The 16,064-nt window shown below is 39.5% G+C and carries 14 protein-coding genes and 3 pseudogenes; 16 read left to right on the top strand and 1 reads right to left on the bottom strand.

Going from position 1 to position 16,064, the window contains the following annotated elements:
* The first annotated feature begins 3 nt into the window (after positions 1-3).
* From ACWYN3_RS29770 to ACWYN3_RS29755, 4 genes and pseudogenes are all read left to right on the top strand, one after another.
* Positions 4-3,147: pseudogene (locus tag ACWYN3_RS29770) on the top strand (efflux RND transporter permease subunit).
* 11 nt (positions 3,148-3,158) lie between these two features.
* Positions 3,159-4,574, top strand: coding sequence for an efflux transporter outer membrane subunit (locus tag ACWYN3_RS29765; RefSeq protein WP_456217547.1), 1,416 nt, complete (start codon positions 3,159-3,161; stop codon positions 4,572-4,574).
* Between the two features lie 106 nt (positions 4,575-4,680).
* A pseudogene (locus ACWYN3_RS29760) lies at positions 4,681-5,266 on the top strand (YitT family protein); the annotation flags it as partial.
* Positions 5,252-5,524 (top strand): YitT family protein, encoded by a 273-nt coding sequence (locus ACWYN3_RS29755; protein WP_456223197.1) that lies wholly within the window; start codon positions 5,252-5,254, stop codon positions 5,522-5,524. The pseudogene ACWYN3_RS29760 and the gene ACWYN3_RS29755, both read left to right, overlap by 15 nt.
* A 6-nt stretch (positions 5,525-5,530) precedes the next feature.
* Here the strand turns inward: ACWYN3_RS29755 and ACWYN3_RS29750 are convergent, their stop codons facing one another.
* Positions 5,531-6,928 carry a S41 family peptidase gene (locus ACWYN3_RS29750; protein WP_456217546.1) on the bottom strand — a complete coding sequence of 466 codons (1,398 nt, stop codon included), beginning with the start codon at positions 6,926-6,928 and terminating at the stop codon, positions 5,531-5,533.
* 168 nt (positions 6,929-7,096) lie between these two features.
* Between ACWYN3_RS29750 and ACWYN3_RS29745 the strand changes: the two genes are divergently transcribed.
* From ACWYN3_RS29745 to ACWYN3_RS29690, 12 genes and pseudogenes are all read left to right on the top strand, one after another.
* Positions 7,097-7,459 carry a carboxymuconolactone decarboxylase family protein gene (locus ACWYN3_RS29745; RefSeq protein WP_456217545.1) on the top strand — a complete coding sequence of 121 codons (363 nt, stop codon included), beginning with the start codon at positions 7,097-7,099 and terminating at the stop codon, positions 7,457-7,459.
* A 165-nt stretch (positions 7,460-7,624) separates the two neighbouring features.
* On the top strand, positions 7,625-7,966 hold the full coding sequence (locus tag ACWYN3_RS29740) for a YciI family protein (protein WP_456217544.1): 342 nt from the start codon (positions 7,625-7,627) through the stop codon (positions 7,964-7,966).
* A 56-nt stretch (positions 7,967-8,022) separates the two neighbouring features.
* Positions 8,023-9,261, top strand: a complete 1,239-nt coding sequence (locus ACWYN3_RS29735; protein ID WP_456217543.1) for an RNA polymerase sigma factor — start codon at positions 8,023-8,025, stop codon at positions 9,259-9,261.
* Positions 9,262-9,507: 246 nt separating this feature from the next.
* The gene (locus tag ACWYN3_RS29730) at positions 9,508-9,963 is read left to right on the top strand and encodes a hypothetical protein (protein ID WP_456217542.1); all 456 of its coding nucleotides are present in this window, start codon (positions 9,508-9,510) and stop codon (positions 9,961-9,963) included.
* A gap of 283 nt (positions 9,964-10,246) precedes the next feature.
* On the top strand, positions 10,247-10,561 hold the full coding sequence (locus ACWYN3_RS29725) for a hypothetical protein (RefSeq protein WP_456217541.1): 315 nt from the start codon (positions 10,247-10,249) through the stop codon (positions 10,559-10,561).
* Between the two features lies 1 nt (position 10,562).
* Positions 10,563-10,892 carry a hypothetical protein gene (locus ACWYN3_RS29720; RefSeq protein WP_456217540.1) on the top strand — a complete coding sequence of 110 codons (330 nt, stop codon included), beginning with the start codon at positions 10,563-10,565 and terminating at the stop codon, positions 10,890-10,892.
* 61 nt (positions 10,893-10,953) lie between these two features.
* Positions 10,954-11,979 (top strand): glutathionylspermidine synthase family protein, encoded by a 1,026-nt coding sequence (locus ACWYN3_RS29715; RefSeq protein ID WP_456217539.1) that lies wholly within the window; start codon positions 10,954-10,956, stop codon positions 11,977-11,979.
* 87 nt (positions 11,980-12,066) lie between these two features.
* Positions 12,067-12,714: a serine hydrolase domain-containing protein gene (locus tag ACWYN3_RS29710; RefSeq protein WP_456217538.1), complete on the top strand. Its 648-nt coding sequence runs from the start codon at positions 12,067-12,069 to the stop codon at positions 12,712-12,714.
* Positions 12,708-13,496: a serine hydrolase domain-containing protein gene (locus tag ACWYN3_RS29705; RefSeq protein WP_456217537.1), complete on the top strand. Its 789-nt coding sequence runs from the start codon at positions 12,708-12,710 to the stop codon at positions 13,494-13,496. The genes ACWYN3_RS29710 and ACWYN3_RS29705 overlap by 7 nt, the downstream gene beginning before the upstream one ends.
* Positions 13,493-13,681: a hypothetical protein gene (locus tag ACWYN3_RS29700; protein WP_456217536.1), complete on the top strand. Its 189-nt coding sequence runs from the start codon at positions 13,493-13,495 to the stop codon at positions 13,679-13,681. Before ACWYN3_RS29705 ends, ACWYN3_RS29700 begins: the two co-directional genes overlap by 4 nt.
* Positions 13,682-13,936: 255 nt before the next feature.
* Positions 13,937-14,809, top strand: coding sequence for a helix-turn-helix domain-containing protein (locus tag ACWYN3_RS29695; RefSeq protein ID WP_456217535.1), 873 nt, complete (start codon positions 13,937-13,939; stop codon positions 14,807-14,809).
* Between the two features lie 107 nt (positions 14,810-14,916).
* Positions 14,917-15,953: pseudogene (locus tag ACWYN3_RS29690) on the top strand (NAD(P)-dependent alcohol dehydrogenase).
* The last annotated feature ends 111 nt before the right edge of the window (positions 15,954-16,064 follow it).

Here is a 16,064-nt window from a genome sequence, read left to right as displayed (position 1 = left end):
CCCATGTTTAAGAAATTCATAGAAAGACCCGTATTAGCTACGGTGATCTCCATTTTGTTGTTAATACTTGGATTCTTAAGTATGACAAAACTCCCGGTTACGCAGTTCCCGGATATTGCACCGCCGAGTGTATTCGTTACCGCAGTATATCCTGGTGCGAATGCAGAAACGGTGGCTCGTACTGTTGCCCCCTCTTTGGAGGATGCAATCAATGGTGTGGAAAACATGACTTATATTAAGTCAACCTCAAGTAACGACGGTGCGTTGAGTTTGCAGGTCTATTTTAAGCTTGGAACAGATCCTGATCAGGCGGCAGTAAACGTGCAGAACAGAGTATCACAGGCAGTAAGTCAATTACCAGCCGAAGTTGTCCAAATTGGTGTAACTACGCAGAAACAACAAAACAGCATGATTATGTTCATGTCTATTTCCGATGAAAGTCAAAATACGACGCTGCCTTTGTAGAAAATTATGCAAAAATAAATGTCATTCCAGTACTGAAAAGGGTTTCAGGAGTTGGTAACGTCACCGTATTCGGGAACAAAGATTATGCGATGCGTATCTGGTTAAATCCAGAGCAAATGGCTTCTTATGGATTGAGTCCTCAGGAGGTAATGGCAGCCATCCAGGATCAGAACGTTGAAGCTGCTCCCGGTAAATTTGGAGAGGGAAGTAAAGAAGCTTTTGAATATGTCCTGAAATATAAAGGAAAATCTAATCAGCCATTCGGTTTCGAAGAAATGATTATACGTGCCAATGCCGATGGTTCAGTATTACGTGTAAAAGATGTGGCTAAAGTTGAATTTGGCTCTTATACCTATAGTGGAGACACCTGGGTAGACAGCAAATTTGGTGCTGGTATGGCTATTTACCAAACAGCTGGATCCAATGCTAACAAAGTACAGGAAGAGATCAATATGGCTATGGAAAAGCTCTCTCAAAGACTTTCCCTAAAGGCTTAAAATATCAGACTCCTTTTAGCACAAAAGTTCAGCTGGATCAATCTATTTCACAGGTAATACATACCCTGATAGAGGCTTTTATACTGGTATTTATTGTTGTGTTTATTTTCCTTCAGGATTTCAGATCGACATTGATCCCGGCTATTGCAGTCCCTGTGGCGATTATAGGAACATTCTTTTTCATGCAGCTATTTGGGTTCTCTATTAATTTATTAACCCTGTTCGCACTAGTTCTGGCAATTGGAATTGTGGTGGATGATGCTATTGTCGTGGTTGAGGCTGTACACGCAAAAATGGAACATGAACATCTTGCTGCGCGCCCGGCAACTTTATCTGCCATGCATGATATTACCGGAGCAGTAATCTCCATCACATTGGTTATGGCCGCCGTGTTCTTACCAGTAGGATTTATGGAAGGCCCTACAGGAGTATTCTACAGACAGTTTGCTTTTACACTGGCAATTGCTATTGTGATTTCGGCCCCGTGAATGCATTAACACTTAGTCCTGCATTATGTGCGCTGTTTTTGAAAAACAACCATACAGATCCTAATAAAAAAGTTGGATTCAGCGACAAGTTCTTCACGGCTTTCAATACTGGATTTTCGGCAATGACCGATAGATATATTAAAAGCATCAAAGTCCTGATCCGTTTCAAATGGGCAAGTTTTGGTGCTTTGGCTTTATTGATGCTTTTAACTTTCTGGATGCTGCGTACCACACCAAAAGGGTTTATTCCTGATGAAGATGGCAGTTTTGTTGTTTTTTCTATGGCAATGCCTGCCGGGTCTTCTTTAGACCGGACCGGAAAAGCTTTGAAAAAAGCAGACAGTATTATCAAAACGATGCCATCAACTGAAAACATTACCAGTATCTCTGGTTTTGACATGCTGAGCTCAGCTACCAGTCCATCATTTGGCGTTGGTTTCGTCAAACTAAAAGATCTCGATAAAAGGGGCGAAGTAAAGGATATCAATGAAATCATTGGCGTAATGAACCAAAAGCTATCAACCATTCTGGAAGGCAGCATATTTGTATTCACGATGCCTACAGTCCCTGGTTTCGGGAATGTAAGCGGTCTTGAATTAGTCTTACAGGACCGTACAGGAGCCAAACTTGATAAATTCAGTGAAATCGCTCAGGGCTTTACGCAGGAGCTCATGAAACGCAAAGAAATACAGGCTGCATTTACTACTTTCAGAACTGACTATCCGCAGCTGGAAATGGAAGTCGATGCCGTAAAAACCAAACAATTGGGGGTGAGCATCAAAGACCTGATGGGTGTTATGCAAGCCTATTATGGAAGTATACAAACTTCAGATTTCAACCGTTTTGGCAAGTATTACAGAGTTGTTGTACAGGCAAATGTAGCGTCAAGAGCTACTCCTGAATCAATCAATGGAATATTTGTTAAAAATACGGGAGGGCAAATGGTTCCTGTCAATACGCTGATTAAACTGAAAAGAGTATATGGACCTGAAACCGTTTCACGGTATAACCTTTTCAATGCGATCAGTATTAATGCGATGGCTAAAGCCGGATACAGTACAGGCGATGCAATCGCGGCAACAGAAGAAGTAGCTGACAAATATTTACCGGCTGGTTATAGCTATGAATGGACGGGGATGTCTCTGGAAGAAAAATCATCCGGCGGACAGGCTGCCACAGTATTCGGCTTATGTTTACTTTTTGTTTACTTCTTGCTGGCGGCCCAATATGAGAGTTATATTTTACCTCTGGCAGTTATTCTTTCTGTTCCTGTAGGTATACTGGGTGTATTATTAGCAGTCAATATGGCTGGCCTGGAGAACAATATTTATGTTCAGGTTGCAATGGTCATGCTGATTGGCTTACTGGCAAAAAATGCAATTCTGATTATTGAATATGCTGTACAGCGCCGTAAAGCAGGAATGTCATTATTAGAATCTGCATTGGAAGCCTCTAAACTCAGACTACGTCCGATTATTATGACTTCCCTTGCGTTCATTGTAGGATTAATTCCATTGATGCGGGCAGTTGGTCCATCAGCATTTGGTAACCGGTCTATTGGAACGGGTGCGGCAGGCGGAATGGTACTGGGTGTAATACTGGGTGTGTTCATTATCCCAGTACTTTACGTCGCCTTTCAGTATTTGCATGAGAAAATCAGTGGCACACACAAAGAACAGAATTTAACAGGTCTTTAGAAATTTTGAACATGAAACTGAATAAATATATATACGTTTTATCTATACCACTGGTCTTATCGGCTTGTAAAATGGGGAAGGATTATGTCAGACCCCAGACTGCCCTGCCAGAACAATTCAATACCCGGACAGCAGCTACTGCTTCCGGGCCAAGTATAGCAAATATTGCCTATAAGGATTTCTTCACAGAACCGACCTTAAAGGAATTAATAGACAGCGCCGTGTTACGCAATTTTGATCTGCAATTTGCGATTAAAAATATAGAGAGTGCTAAACAAAGCCTGAAACTAGCCAATGCAGGATTTTTACCAGAAGTAAATTTACAGATAAATGCATCAAGCAGCAGACCTTCGGGCAACAGTCTCAACGGGATAAGTGTTGCAGAGTTTGCCCAAACAAAACATATTGAGGATTATAACGCAAACCTGGGCTTGTCATGGGAAGCAGATATCTGGGGAAAAATTGGAAGAACGAAAGAAGCCGCACTGGATGGCTACCTGCAAACAGAAGCTGCCGCCAGAGCTGTTCAAACACAGGTTGTAGCTAATGTTGCACAAGGATTCTTCAATTTGCTTATGCTTGATGCACAGTTAGAAATAGCGAAGCATAATGTAGTTCTTAATGACAGCACACTGATTGTTATCCGTCTACAGAAAGATGCGGGGCAGGTAAACATCCTTGCTGTCCAACAAGCCGAAGCACAACAGCTCTCTGCAGCATTACTTGTTCCTCAACTGGAACAGTTCATCACCATTCAGGAAAACGCATTAAGAACACTGGCAGGTACTTTCCCTTCAAAAATTGAAAGAAAAGTGAGCTTAGGAGCATTTTCTGTAGCCGAACATTTAACAACAGGTATCCCTGCTGATATCCTTGCAATCAGACCAGACGTCAAAGCCGCAGAACTGAATGTTATGGCTGCAAATGCCCGGATTGGAGCTGCACAGGCCAGTATGTATCCTTCGTTAACGATTACTGCAAGCGGAGGTATTAATACCTTTAAAGCCAGCAACTGGTTTAATATTCCAGGCTCATTATTCGGTACAGTAGCAGGAGGTGTAACGCAGCCAATATTTCAGCGCCGTCAACTGAAAACGCAGTTTGAACTAGCCAAAATTGACAAAGACAAGTCCGTTATAGAATTTAAACGGTCAATTATTAACGCCGTTACTGAAGTAACTGATGCGCTTGTGAAACTTAATAAATTAAAAAAACAACGCGGCTTACAAGAATCAAGGGTACAAACCCTGAAGCTGGCTATCAAAAATGCAGATATGCTCTTCAAAAAAAAATGGCCCAATTACCTGGAGGTAATTACTGCACAAAGTAATGTTTTACAGAGTGAATTGAGCCTCATGGATATAGAACGTCAGCAACTCAGTGCAATGGTAGATCTTTACCGTTCGTTAGGAGGAGGATGGAATTAGTTGTATAAAACCCGGATTTGTTTTAGATATTTGCAGAATAAATATCGCTGAAAGCCTTTTTAACGATCGCTCAATTCTATTTACCTACAATATCTAAAACAACATCATGGCAACGCTGGCAACAAAAGAACACGCAAAAAATATCGCATTGATAATTTTAGGGACCCTTATTTTTGCCTCGGGTATTAACTACTTTGCCATTCCAAATAAATTATCCGAAGGTGGGGTAATCGGATTGACCATTGTGGCCTTTTATTATTTCCACTGGTCGCCAGGTATTTTAAACCTGATCCTGAATGCTATACTGATGGCCATAGGGTATAAATTACTCGACAAACGTACAATTGTATATACGCTGTTCGGTATCTTTTCCTCTCTGTTTTCTATTCCTTACAGAAAACACACATCCTCCTTTAACTTCAGATCCTTTACTTGCCGCTATATTTGCTGGCTTATTTGTCGGTGGAGGTATAGGATTGGTTTTCCTATCTGGGGGAACAACAGGTGGTTCTGCAATTATAGCCCGTCTTTTTCAAAAATTATGGGGATGGAAACTAGGCACAGCAATGCTGATTGTTGATATTGTAGTTATCGGACTATCTACCTTCATTATCGGCCCTGAAAAAACAATGTATACGCTTGTTGCAGTTTATATCGGCGCCAGAGTTGTAGATTTTATTGTCGAAGGATTCAATACTAAAAAAGCGGTTACAATCATCTCTGCTCAATCCGTAATCATTGCCGAAAAAATAACTAAAGGCCTTGTAAGAGGGGCGACAGTACTACACGGCCATGGTGCGTACACCAAAGATCGCAAAGAGGTCATTTATGTAGTGATCAGTAAGCCTGAATTAATAGAGCTAAAAACTATGGTACACGAAACAGATCCTGATGCTTTTGTTGTGATCCACGACGTGCATGATGTTTTTGGCAAAGGATTTACCATTTAAGCAGCTTTATTTTTTCTCTAAAAACTGTTGTGCCGCTATTACCCAATTTTGGGATGGGGTCAATAGATGATCAGGTTTGATACCAACATTATCAATACCCTGCCCCTTATCGACTCTTCTGCTCCTGCTCGTTGCATAGTGCAGCGCGTATGGCATACAGCTAAATGAGATATCTCTAACATTCGCGTAATCCAATACTCCGGCAGAATTTTCACCCATAACGGTTACCTTTTTACTTTGTTTTGCGGCCAGAAGAAACTGCTCGGTTGTTGAGCCACAGCCTTTATTAATCAAGACAACAATCCTTTTAGGGAATACGCTGATACTATCCAGGACAAGATCTTTGTCTGCCCCTAAATCAATAAATTCATTTTTGTGCGACTCCATCGCTGCTATCTTTTCACGGATAAACACTTTCTGATCTTCAGGCATATCATTCATTTTCAACAGCCCGGCCCAACCGGCTATATTATCATCTGAAGATAAGATATCCGGGCCAACAGTTTTAATTGGATTAGTATAAAAATAAGGTATCAGAGGGCGGTAAGAGAAATCTGCACCACCTCCGTTATTTCTCAAATCCAGAATCAGGTTAGGTGTTTTATCCAGAATTTCTTTATTAAAAAGAATTAAAGAGTCAATACTTTTAGCATTTCTCTGGTTAAAAGTCCCAATCTGTATATAGAACGTTTGATCAGAAAGCAATTTGCACGAGACATCATCACTCAAAACTTTTTCCACTTTTGTCCTGCTTGTACCCTCTCTTTGCCAATCGCCTAATGCATTTTGACCTAATTTAAAAGATACCGGTTCAGGCGTATAGTATTTATCATAAGCTATTCCTTTTAAAATCTTTTTCTCATCTTTTAATTCTAAAATTATAAAGCCCGGTTTCCATGCTTTGATCTTTGATTCCAGAATGACACCCGCATAATCACGAAAACCATTTTCGTTTTTTATCACCGCGACCTTATAAACAGAGTCTTTATCCCAGTAGACTCCCTCTATACCCACAGATTTTTTTAGCCTGCTTAATTCGTTTTCACCCACCACCTGTTTTTCGACACCTGCAATCAGCCTCTGCTGATCGGCATCATATTTCTCTTTAGAAAGTCTGTTCCGCCCGACTTCAATATGTCCATCTTTAAAAAACCCAATCCACTCGTTAATGAGATTAATGCAATAGGGTGAAGAAGTGATCTTTTTTGATCTTTCCAACACCTGCGCAGTATATTTTTGGTAAGCGATCATGGTTTTAGGGTTGACTTTATCCTTAAATCCAGCATAGTTTTTTTCGATCTTACTTTTAACATATTGAAATTCTTCGGCACAGTTACATTCCTGAGAAAAGACAGCTGTATTGACTAAAAAAAGGAGAAGAATAGAAAAAAGTATTGCTTTCATAAAATTCCATCGATCGAATGAGGTTTTCAAATATAACGTAATCTGCCAGCTGAAAATCTAAGTGTTAAAGAATAAAAAACAAGGGCAACAGAAAAATTTCTCAACGGATGTCCAATTCCTATAATCTCAAACATTACTGAGGTATAAATCATTATTAATTAAAATAAAATGGGACAGAGAATCAATCTTCACGAAAAAGGTCAGAACGCTATGAAAGCAATGTATAGCTTAGGTACCTATCTGGCGAAATCGCCAGTTGAACAATCACTTTTAAGATTAATTTATTTTAGAGTATCACAAATTAACGGCTGTGCTTATTGTCTTGATATGCATGCAAAAGAATTGCGTGCAATGGGCGAAACAGAACAGCGTCTTTATGTATTGAATGCATGGCGTGAAGCACCGCTTTATAGCGACAGAGAGTGTGCGGCACTTGCCTGGGCAGAAGCGGTTACTAAAATCACAGACGGCCAGGTTCCTGATGAAATTTACGAAAATGCTGTAAAGCAATTTTCTGAGCGAAGGAATTAATTGATTTGACTTTGGCTGTTACAACGATCAACAGCTATAATCGTCTTAACATTGCTTTCGGCATCAAGGGAGGATCTTATCAGCACACAGCACAAACGAAATAGATTTTTATTACATAGTGAATTTTGTAATTCATATATTCAATAACCATAAAAACAGAAAAAGATGAAAGACTTCATGTTATTATTCCGTCAACCCAGCTATGACTACAGTAACCTCTCACAAGAGGAGATGAAATCACTTACAAAGAGATGGTACGATTGGGTTGGAGCAATAGCAGCACAGGGAAAACTCGCCAGTAATGGTCCGCAACGTCTTGCTCCCGAAGGCAAAGTACTTAAAGCTGGTGGAGTGATCACTGATGGGCCATTTGTTGAAATCAGAGAGCGCCTGGGTAGTTTTATTGTTGTTAAAGCAGATAGCTTAGAGGAGGCAACTACATTAGCTCACGGCAGTCCTGCACTGGATGCTGGTGGTAGTGTTGAAATACGTCCTGTACTCGTATAAAACTTATTAAATACGCAAAACCTTCTCTATCACAGGAGCAGGTTTTGCGTTTAATTATGGAAAAGGAAAGCGAATCTTTAAAGTATCTGTTTCAACAGGAGTTCTCTAAAATGGTTGCCGTCATCAGCAAGCTTTTTGGGTTGGAGCATATTGAACTTGCTGAAGACATTGTAAGCGAAACATTTTTGCTTGCGGCCGAGTCATGGAAAATGAAAGGTATTCCTAAAAATCCAACAGCCTGGCTTTATGTCGTAGCTAAGCAAAAAACACTTCAGTATTTTAGAAGAAATAAGATTTTAAACGACAAAATTCTTCCAGAACTAAACCTGAGACAAGAAAATGACTATGAAATCTCAGAATTGAGCTTCTCCAGCCAGAACATCAAAGACAGCCAGATACAAATGCTCTTTGCTATATGTACTCCTGTTATTGCCAGTGAAGCACAGATTGGATTAGCGCTGCGTATTCTTTGCGGTTTCGGCATTGATGAAATTGCAGAAGCATTTTTATCCAATAAAGAAACTATTAATAAGAGATTATTCAGGGCAAAAGAAAAATTACGCACTGAAAAGGTGCAAATGGAGCTGCCGTCAGAAAATGAAATAACCAACCGGCTCGACAATGTCTTACATATTATCTACTTACTTTTCAGCGAGGGGTATTATTCAAAAACTCAAAATCAGATTTTAAGAAAAGACTTGTGTCTGGAAGCATTACGGCTGGGTTTGATGTTAACCGCATATGAAAGAACTAACCGGCCAAAAACAAATGCTTTAATTGCGCTGATGTGTTTCCACGCCTCCCGCTTTAGTGCAAGAGAGAACAGTGAGGGTGCCATGATCCTTTACGAACAACAGGATGAACAATTATGGGATACCGATTTAATAAATCAGGGGATATACTTTTTAAGCCTTTCAGCACAGGGAAACGAGATCAGCTCCTATCATTTAGAAGCAAGAATTGCCTATTGGCATTGCATCATCAAAGAGGATACAAAAGAAAAATGGGAAGACATTTTACAATTGTATAATCAGCTCCTCCTCGTTAACTACTCCCCAAGTGTCGCCCTGAACAGGACTTTTGCCTTATATAAAGCAAATGGACAGCAGGCAGCTTTAATTGAGGCAGAAAAACTAAAACTAGAAAGCAATCATTTTTACTTTATCCTCCTTGGCGAGCTTTACAAAGCCACCGACCGCCAAAAAGCAAGACTCAACTTCGGGCGGGCGTATTCTTTAGCCAAAACACTAACTGAACAACAAGAAATTCAGTTAAAAATAGACGAACTCAGTTAATTGACTAATTCATGTTTACTTCTTCGCCAGAGGACGGCCCGGTTCATCGGGAAGAATATTTTTCAATTTTATCATATTTATAAATTTCTAAAGAAATAGCATTCGTTATATATCAAATATACAAAAAATAACTCCATTTATTATTAAATAATATAAATTTTAAATATTGTATTTTAATCTTAAAAAAATAATTATATTTAAAATACATTACCAAATAACTGATTTACAACAATCTAACTAAAAACTATGAAAAACCTAACAATTTCTACGTTGTTAAGGGCTAAGACTGCCCTTTTCATCCTGGCAGGCATGATGATGCTTGCTTCCTGTAAAAAAGAAAGTGAAGTTCAAAGTCCGGAATCACCAGATGCTTCCACAAAAAATGTGAATGCCGCTCCCGATGTGTGGCGTAAGGCTAACCTTACTAATTTCGAGTCCTATCCGGCTCCCGGCAGTGAAGAATGCAGCCCGGATGGTTACAATGGCTGCCTATGGGCCGGTCAGTTCGCATTTTTAAATGGCGTTCAGCCATTAAGCTGGGTAAAATCACATGATATCGCTTCTATTCATTCCAAAGATGCTGGTAAGTATAAATTAAAAACGCTGAGAATAAGACAAGGAAGTAAGCAACTTGACGTCAAAGTTTATGACGAATGTGCCGATTCCGATTGTCACGGATGCTGTACTACAAAATGCCAATGAAAATGGGATTGGATTCTTAATTGACATTGAAAAATTCACTATGCAGCGCTTTGGAACAGGCGACGGCGTTGTAGAATGGAAATGTCTTGACTGTGGTTAGCAAAAATTAAAGACATTACCATAAACTCTTTATTTAAAGGAGAAAGCTTTTAAAAGCTCAGAAAAAATGGCCTTTCTAAATTAGAAAGGCCATTTTTTCTGTTAGGAATTAATCCATCATCTAATTTTTCTTATCGCACTAAGTTTTCTTATCTTTCCAATAATAACTGCTCAAATAGAACGCATGAAAAAATTGGTACTCTCCATCCTTATCTTGTCGCTAATGGCATGTAAGGAAGAAAATGATGACAAAGTCAAAGCGGTAGATAAGAATGGTTCGGTAGAAACTAAAGTGCACATCGCACATCTAACCGATTCACTTGATGTAATGAAAACTGAAAACATATTCTGGGTCAAAAACAAGGATGTTAAAAGAGTGATCCGGCTGGACACCATACCAGCACTGGGAATATCAGATGAACAAGGAGAGAACAGTTCTGGTCAGGACTCTACTATAAAGGTTAAAAAAAACTACCAGATCTTTATTACAGTAAACTAATATGAAGAAATCAAAGGTAGTAACCCTCGTACTCGTTACCGCAGCCCTCGCTTCCTGCAGCAAGCCCAAGCCAGACTGGGATTCTAATGAAGTCTATATGCGTTCTGATACTACAGCGAATTACACACATACCCAGGGCATGCATCTTTCACCATTCCTATGGTACTACGCATTCAGACCATACGGCATGTTTTACGGTGGCAGATATCACCATTCAGGCTATTATTCTTCTTCAATCTCTGAACGTTCAAACATTGGCAGATCAGCAATGAAAGGCGCAACAATAAGAGGCGGATTTGGAGGTTCACATTCATTCTCGGTTTCATCATAATGCAAAGACATACCGTTACACCCAGAAATAACTGGCAGGCTTCAGTAGAAAAAAATAGGCTTTGGGCTTCCATACTTTGGATGTTCCTTATTGGGATGAAAAGGCTTATTACGAATTTTCACTTTCGGAAGTCAATAAAATCGAAACTGCTACAGCCGAACTTTGGGGCATGTGCCTTGAAGCCGTACAGTATATTATAGACAACAAACTATATCATAAATTTGCCATCCCTGAGAAAGCAATAGCAATTATAGAAAAAAGCTGGAATGACGATGTCCCTGCTATCTATGGACGTTTTGATTTCGGGTTTGATGGAAATGACTTAAAGTTATTTGAATTTAATGCTGATACTCCAACGTCTTTATTTGAGGCTGGAATTGTACAGTGGTTTTGGCTACAGGATTTTGCATCACATAAAGATCAGTTCAATTCCGTACATGAACGTCTTATTGATTACTGGAGATACTTAAAGCCCTATCTGCATGAGGGAATTTTACACTTTGCCTGCGTCAAACAATCTCTGGAAGATTTAACTACCGTAGAGTACATGAGAGACTGTGCAATACAAGCTGGAATATCGACAAAACTCATTTTTATTGATGATATCGGATGGAATCAGGAAGAATGTGAGTTTATAGATTTAGAAGATCAGGAGATTAAGAACATCTTTAAACTTTATCCCTGGGAATGGATGGTTAATGAGCCTTTCTTTGATCAGCTACTGCTAAATCCAGAAGTATACTGGATAGAACCAGCCTGGAAAATGCTCCTTTCCAACAAAGCGCTGATGCCAGTATTATGGAAATTATTTCCAAATTGCCCTTACATCCTGGAGTGTTATTTTGAAGAAGAAAACAACTTAAAGGATTATGTAAAAAAACCTATTTACTCCAGAGAAGGGGCCAATATCAGTATAGTTAAGAATGGGCAGATCATAGAGGAAACCAAAGGCATATATGGTAAAGAGGGTTTCATCTGCCAAAAAACATTTAACATCCCAAGGTTCGAAAATAAAATCCCGATTATCGGCTCCTGGATTATTGGCCAGCAACCCTCAGGTATGGCATTCGCGAAGATGATAGTTTAATCACAGGCAACACTTCTTGTTTCATTCCTCATTTAATTAACAATTAACTATCTTCATTTTCATAAATTCTCTCAATTAATTAGAATTATGAAAAACAAAGCGTCTATAGGCATCCTATTTTTAATTGCTTCCTTATACTGCCAGAATATTTCGGCTCAAACTGACAATATAACTAAAGCAGAAATAAGAAAAGTTGAATCAGGCTTAGTACCTCCTGTACGTTTTGAAGGGGATTCTGTATGGACTATTGAAGACCGGATGAAACATTATGGTGTTCCTGGTCTTAGTATAGCAGTCATAAAAGATTCAAAAATAATATGGGTCAAAAGTTATGGAGTAACTGACAGAGAAACTAAAAGACCGGTCACGGATCAAACACTCTTTCAGGCAGCTTCCATCAGTAAGCCAGTAAGTGCTTATGCAGCGCTAAAGGAGGTCGAAAGAGGAAAAATCAATCTGGATGAAGATGTAAATTCATATCTTAAATCATGGAAGCTCCCGGAAAATGAATTTACAGCAAAAAAGAAAGTCTCTCTGAAATACATTCTTAGCCACAGCGCAGGGCTCACAGCATCGGGTTTCGCAGGTTATGCAATTTCCGATAAGGTTCCTACGCTACTTCAGGTACTTAATGGAGCTACTCCAGCCAACTCAGGAGCGATCCGGGTATATAAAGAACCAGGGGTACTTTTAGCTATTCAGGAGGAGGGTATTGTATTGCACAGCAGATGCTGATCGATATTGAAGGCAAACCATTTCCAGACATCATGCAAGAGCTGGTACTGGGCCCGCTTGAAATGAAAAATAGCACCTATAGCCAACCTTTACCAGCAGATAAATTGAAATGGGCAGCAACAGGCTATCTGCCTGATGGCAAACAGACTCCCGGGAAAAGACATACCTATCCCGAAATGGCTCCTGCCGGCCTCTGGACTACAGCTGAAGATCTTGCAAAATTTGCAATTGACGTACAATTACAATTAACCGTAAAGGGACAAAGCAAAAAAGTACTGACTCAGCAGATGGCGGATAAAATGACCAGTCCATTAATTGAACCTTTTGAAGGTTTGGGAATTTTTCTTGAGAAGAAGCAACAGGATATTTATTTCAACCATGGAGGGTGGAACGAAGGTTTTTCAAGTAAGATAATTGCCCATAAAGATAAAGGCTATGGCGTGGCAATACTTACAAATGGGAATCAGCCAATGCTTATTGAAGAATTAATCCGTTCTGTAGCGATCAGTTATAACTGGCCCAACTATGTATTACCCATTTATAAGAAGATAGAGATTACGGCCGCTGATATAGAGAATAATGGCGGCAGGTACCGGTCAGATAAATATGAGTTAATAAAAATCTATGCCGATGGAGAAAGGCTCTTCCTTCAAAAAAATGCAGAAGAACCTGAAGAACTATTCAAAGTTGCAGCAAACACTTATGCATTACGAAATTGGGAAACACAGACTAAAATCGTTCATAATCTTCTGATCACATCAGGTATCTGGCTTCTGTTTTGAGTACCGATTCTGTTTCTTTTATAAATCCAGAGTTAAAAGCTGAAGAAAAAGTTCCTTTTGAATTCATACTGGATGGCCAGTTTGAAAAAGCATTGTCAGCCTACAAGCAGGCAAAAACTGAGAGTCCGGAACATTTTGCACTAAGCCAGGCTTACATCAACAGACTAGGTTACAGATTTTTTTAAAAACCAGGGAAGTCAAAAAGGCCATAGATATTTTCAAAGTAAATGCAATACTATATCCTAATAGCGGGGATGTTTACGATAGTCTTGGGGAGGCTTATCTGGCTGCCGGAGATAAAAACCAAGCTAAAATAAACTACTTACTATCGTTCAAACTTGATCCAAACAATACGAATGCAGCTAAAATCATTAAGAGCCTAAACTAAACACGGCTGATTAAGCCCAGATATTTTCTCTTTGAAATATTTAACTTTGTCTATGAGCTTACCAGAGGAAACAGGCATCATCACAGATCAATATCTGCAAAACATAAATACTGAGCGCACACAATTCAGGGTAGCTGACACGTGCACGGCCAACTGTAGCCTGGCTTCATATAACCGTCGTGATTTTTATAAAATCACACTAACACTGGAAGGCAACAGTGTCCTTTATTATCCCAACAGAGCTATTGAGATCAACGGCCCGGCACTAGTATTCACCACCCCTATGATCCCTTATTCATGGGAAGGCAATCCAGAGACCTCAGTAGGGCACTTTTGTGTATTTACAAAGGAGTTTCTTCAGGAAAACGGGCGCATACATAACCTTGAAGAATCAAACTTATTTAAAGCAGGCGGTGATCCCATTTATTTCCTGAATGATCAGCAGGCCGATTATATCAATAGTATCTTTGACAGAATGAAACAGGAACAGGCGGGCGAATACATTTACAAACATGATCTTATCCGTAACTACCTGAACCTCATCATTCACGAAGCAATTAAAATGCAACCTGCAATCGCCTATTTTTCACCACAGAAAGCGGCATCACGCATTGCAAAACTATTTTTGGAACTATTAGAGAAACAATTCCCGGTAGACTCCCAGCAATACACCCTTATACTCAAAAAGGCGAGTGATTATGCTGATCTGCTAGCTGTTCATGTTAACCATTTAAATGCAGCAGTAAGTGAAATAACAGGCAGGCCGACCACCCATCACATTAACAATAGAATACTTGCCGAAGCACGATCCTTATTAACACATACCGATTGGCATGTAGCAGAAATAGCGCGCAGCCTTGGCTTTGATTATGCTTCATATTTTAATAATTTTTTTTTCAAAAACATGTTGGTCTTACTCCAATGAGCTTTCGAAAAACTCTTTGAAAAGTATAATTATTGGTTTGAATCTTGCAATTATAGTTCAAACTACAGACCATACATTTGTGTCATATAAAACATAAGATTTCAACCATGATACAAGCCAAAGGATATGCAGCACAAGATGCTCAAACAGATTTAGCTCTGGAATTTTGAACACAGAGAAGTCGGAGCACACGACGTCCAGATTGAAATATCATATTGTGGTGTTTGTCACTCTGACCTTCACCAGATTAAAAACGATTGGTTCCCTGGTATATTCCCAATGGTACCCGGACATGAGATTGTAGGTAAAATTGTTAAAGTTGGTGATCACGTGAAGAAATTCAGCGTTGGAGAACTTGCTGGCGTTGGCTGTATGGTCGATTCTTGTCAGATTTGTGAGAACTGTAAGGATGGGCTGGAACAATATTGCCTCGAGGGCAGTACACAGACCTATAATAATAATGACAGATCTGGCGTACCAACCTACGGAGGTTACTCCAATACAATTGTTGTCCGCGAAGAATTTGTCTTGCACATTTCGGAAAAATTATCTCTGGCAGCAACAGCACCATTACTTTGCGCAGGTATTACTACATACTCACCTTTACGCCACTGGAAAGTTGGTAAAGGACATAAACTTGCTGTTTTAGGTTTAGGGCCTTGGTCACATGGGCGTTAAGTTTGGTGTAGCTTTTGGTGCAGAAGTAACCGTATTAAGCACTTCTCCTTCAAAAGAAGAAGCCGCAAAAGCATTAGGTGCACATCACTTTGTAGTGACTTCAGATCCAGCGCAACTTGAGGCAGTAAAAGGCTCATTTGACTTTATTTTAGACACGGTATCTGCTGTGCATGATATGGATATGTACATTTCCTTATTGAGAACTAATGGGACGCATATTTGTGTAGGTGTACCTTCAGAAGCTTACGCAATTCAGCCATTCTCTTTATTGGGTGGACGCAAAAGTGTTGCAGGCTCAGGTATCGGAGGTATAGCTGAAACTCAGGAAATGCTTGATTTCTGTGCAGAGCATGATATTGTTTCTGATGTTGAGGTTATTGACATTAAGGATATCACTGCATCTTACAAAAGGATGCTTAAAGGAGATGTTCGTTATAGATTCGTTATTGATATGGCAACTCTATAATTTCTCATTCTTCTAATCCGTTAATTAAGCCATCCAAGTAATTAACAAAAAAGCCACTTTTAGAGTGGCTTTTTTGTTATGGTTCTGATGAGGATCAAACTTATTTCTAAA

This window comes from Pedobacter sp. NJ-S-72, assembly GCF_053890575.1.
The sequence above is the reverse complement of the archived record's forward strand: the minus strand, read 5'-3'. Positions and strand labels throughout refer to the sequence as shown.

Excerpts from the sequence above, each read along its gene's own strand:
- ACWYN3_RS29765 (WP_456217547.1), top strand. The coding sequence starts at position 3,159 with ATGAAACTGAATAAATATATATACGTTTTATCTATACCACTGGTCTTA.
- ACWYN3_RS29710 (WP_456217538.1), top strand. The coding sequence starts at position 12,067 with ATGAAAAACAAAGCGTCTATAGGCATCCTATTTTTAATTGCTTCCTTA.
- ACWYN3_RS29720 (WP_456217540.1), top strand. The coding sequence starts at position 10,563 with ATGAAGAAATCAAAGGTAGTAACCCTCGTACTCGTTACCGCAGCCCTC.
- ACWYN3_RS29750 (WP_456217546.1), bottom strand. The coding sequence starts at position 6,928 with ATGAAAGCAATACTTTTTTCTATTCTTCTCCTTTTTTTAGTCAATACA.
- ACWYN3_RS29730 (WP_456217542.1), top strand. The coding sequence starts at position 9,508 with ATGAAAAACCTAACAATTTCTACGTTGTTAAGGGCTAAGACTGCCCTT.
- ACWYN3_RS29725 (WP_456217541.1), top strand. The coding sequence starts at position 10,247 with ATGAAAAAATTGGTACTCTCCATCCTTATCTTGTCGCTAATGGCATGT.
- ACWYN3_RS29745 (WP_456217545.1), top strand. The coding sequence starts at position 7,097 with ATGGGACAGAGAATCAATCTTCACGAAAAAGGTCAGAACGCTATGAAA.
- ACWYN3_RS29705 (WP_456217537.1), top strand. The coding sequence starts at position 12,708 with ATGCTGATCGATATTGAAGGCAAACCATTTCCAGACATCATGCAAGAG.
- ACWYN3_RS29735 (WP_456217543.1), top strand. The coding sequence starts at position 8,023 with ATGGAAAAGGAAAGCGAATCTTTAAAGTATCTGTTTCAACAGGAGTTC.
- ACWYN3_RS29740 (WP_456217544.1), top strand. The coding sequence starts at position 7,625 with ATGAAAGACTTCATGTTATTATTCCGTCAACCCAGCTATGACTACAGT.
- ACWYN3_RS29695 (WP_456217535.1), top strand. The coding sequence starts at position 13,937 with ATGAGCTTACCAGAGGAAACAGGCATCATCACAGATCAATATCTGCAA.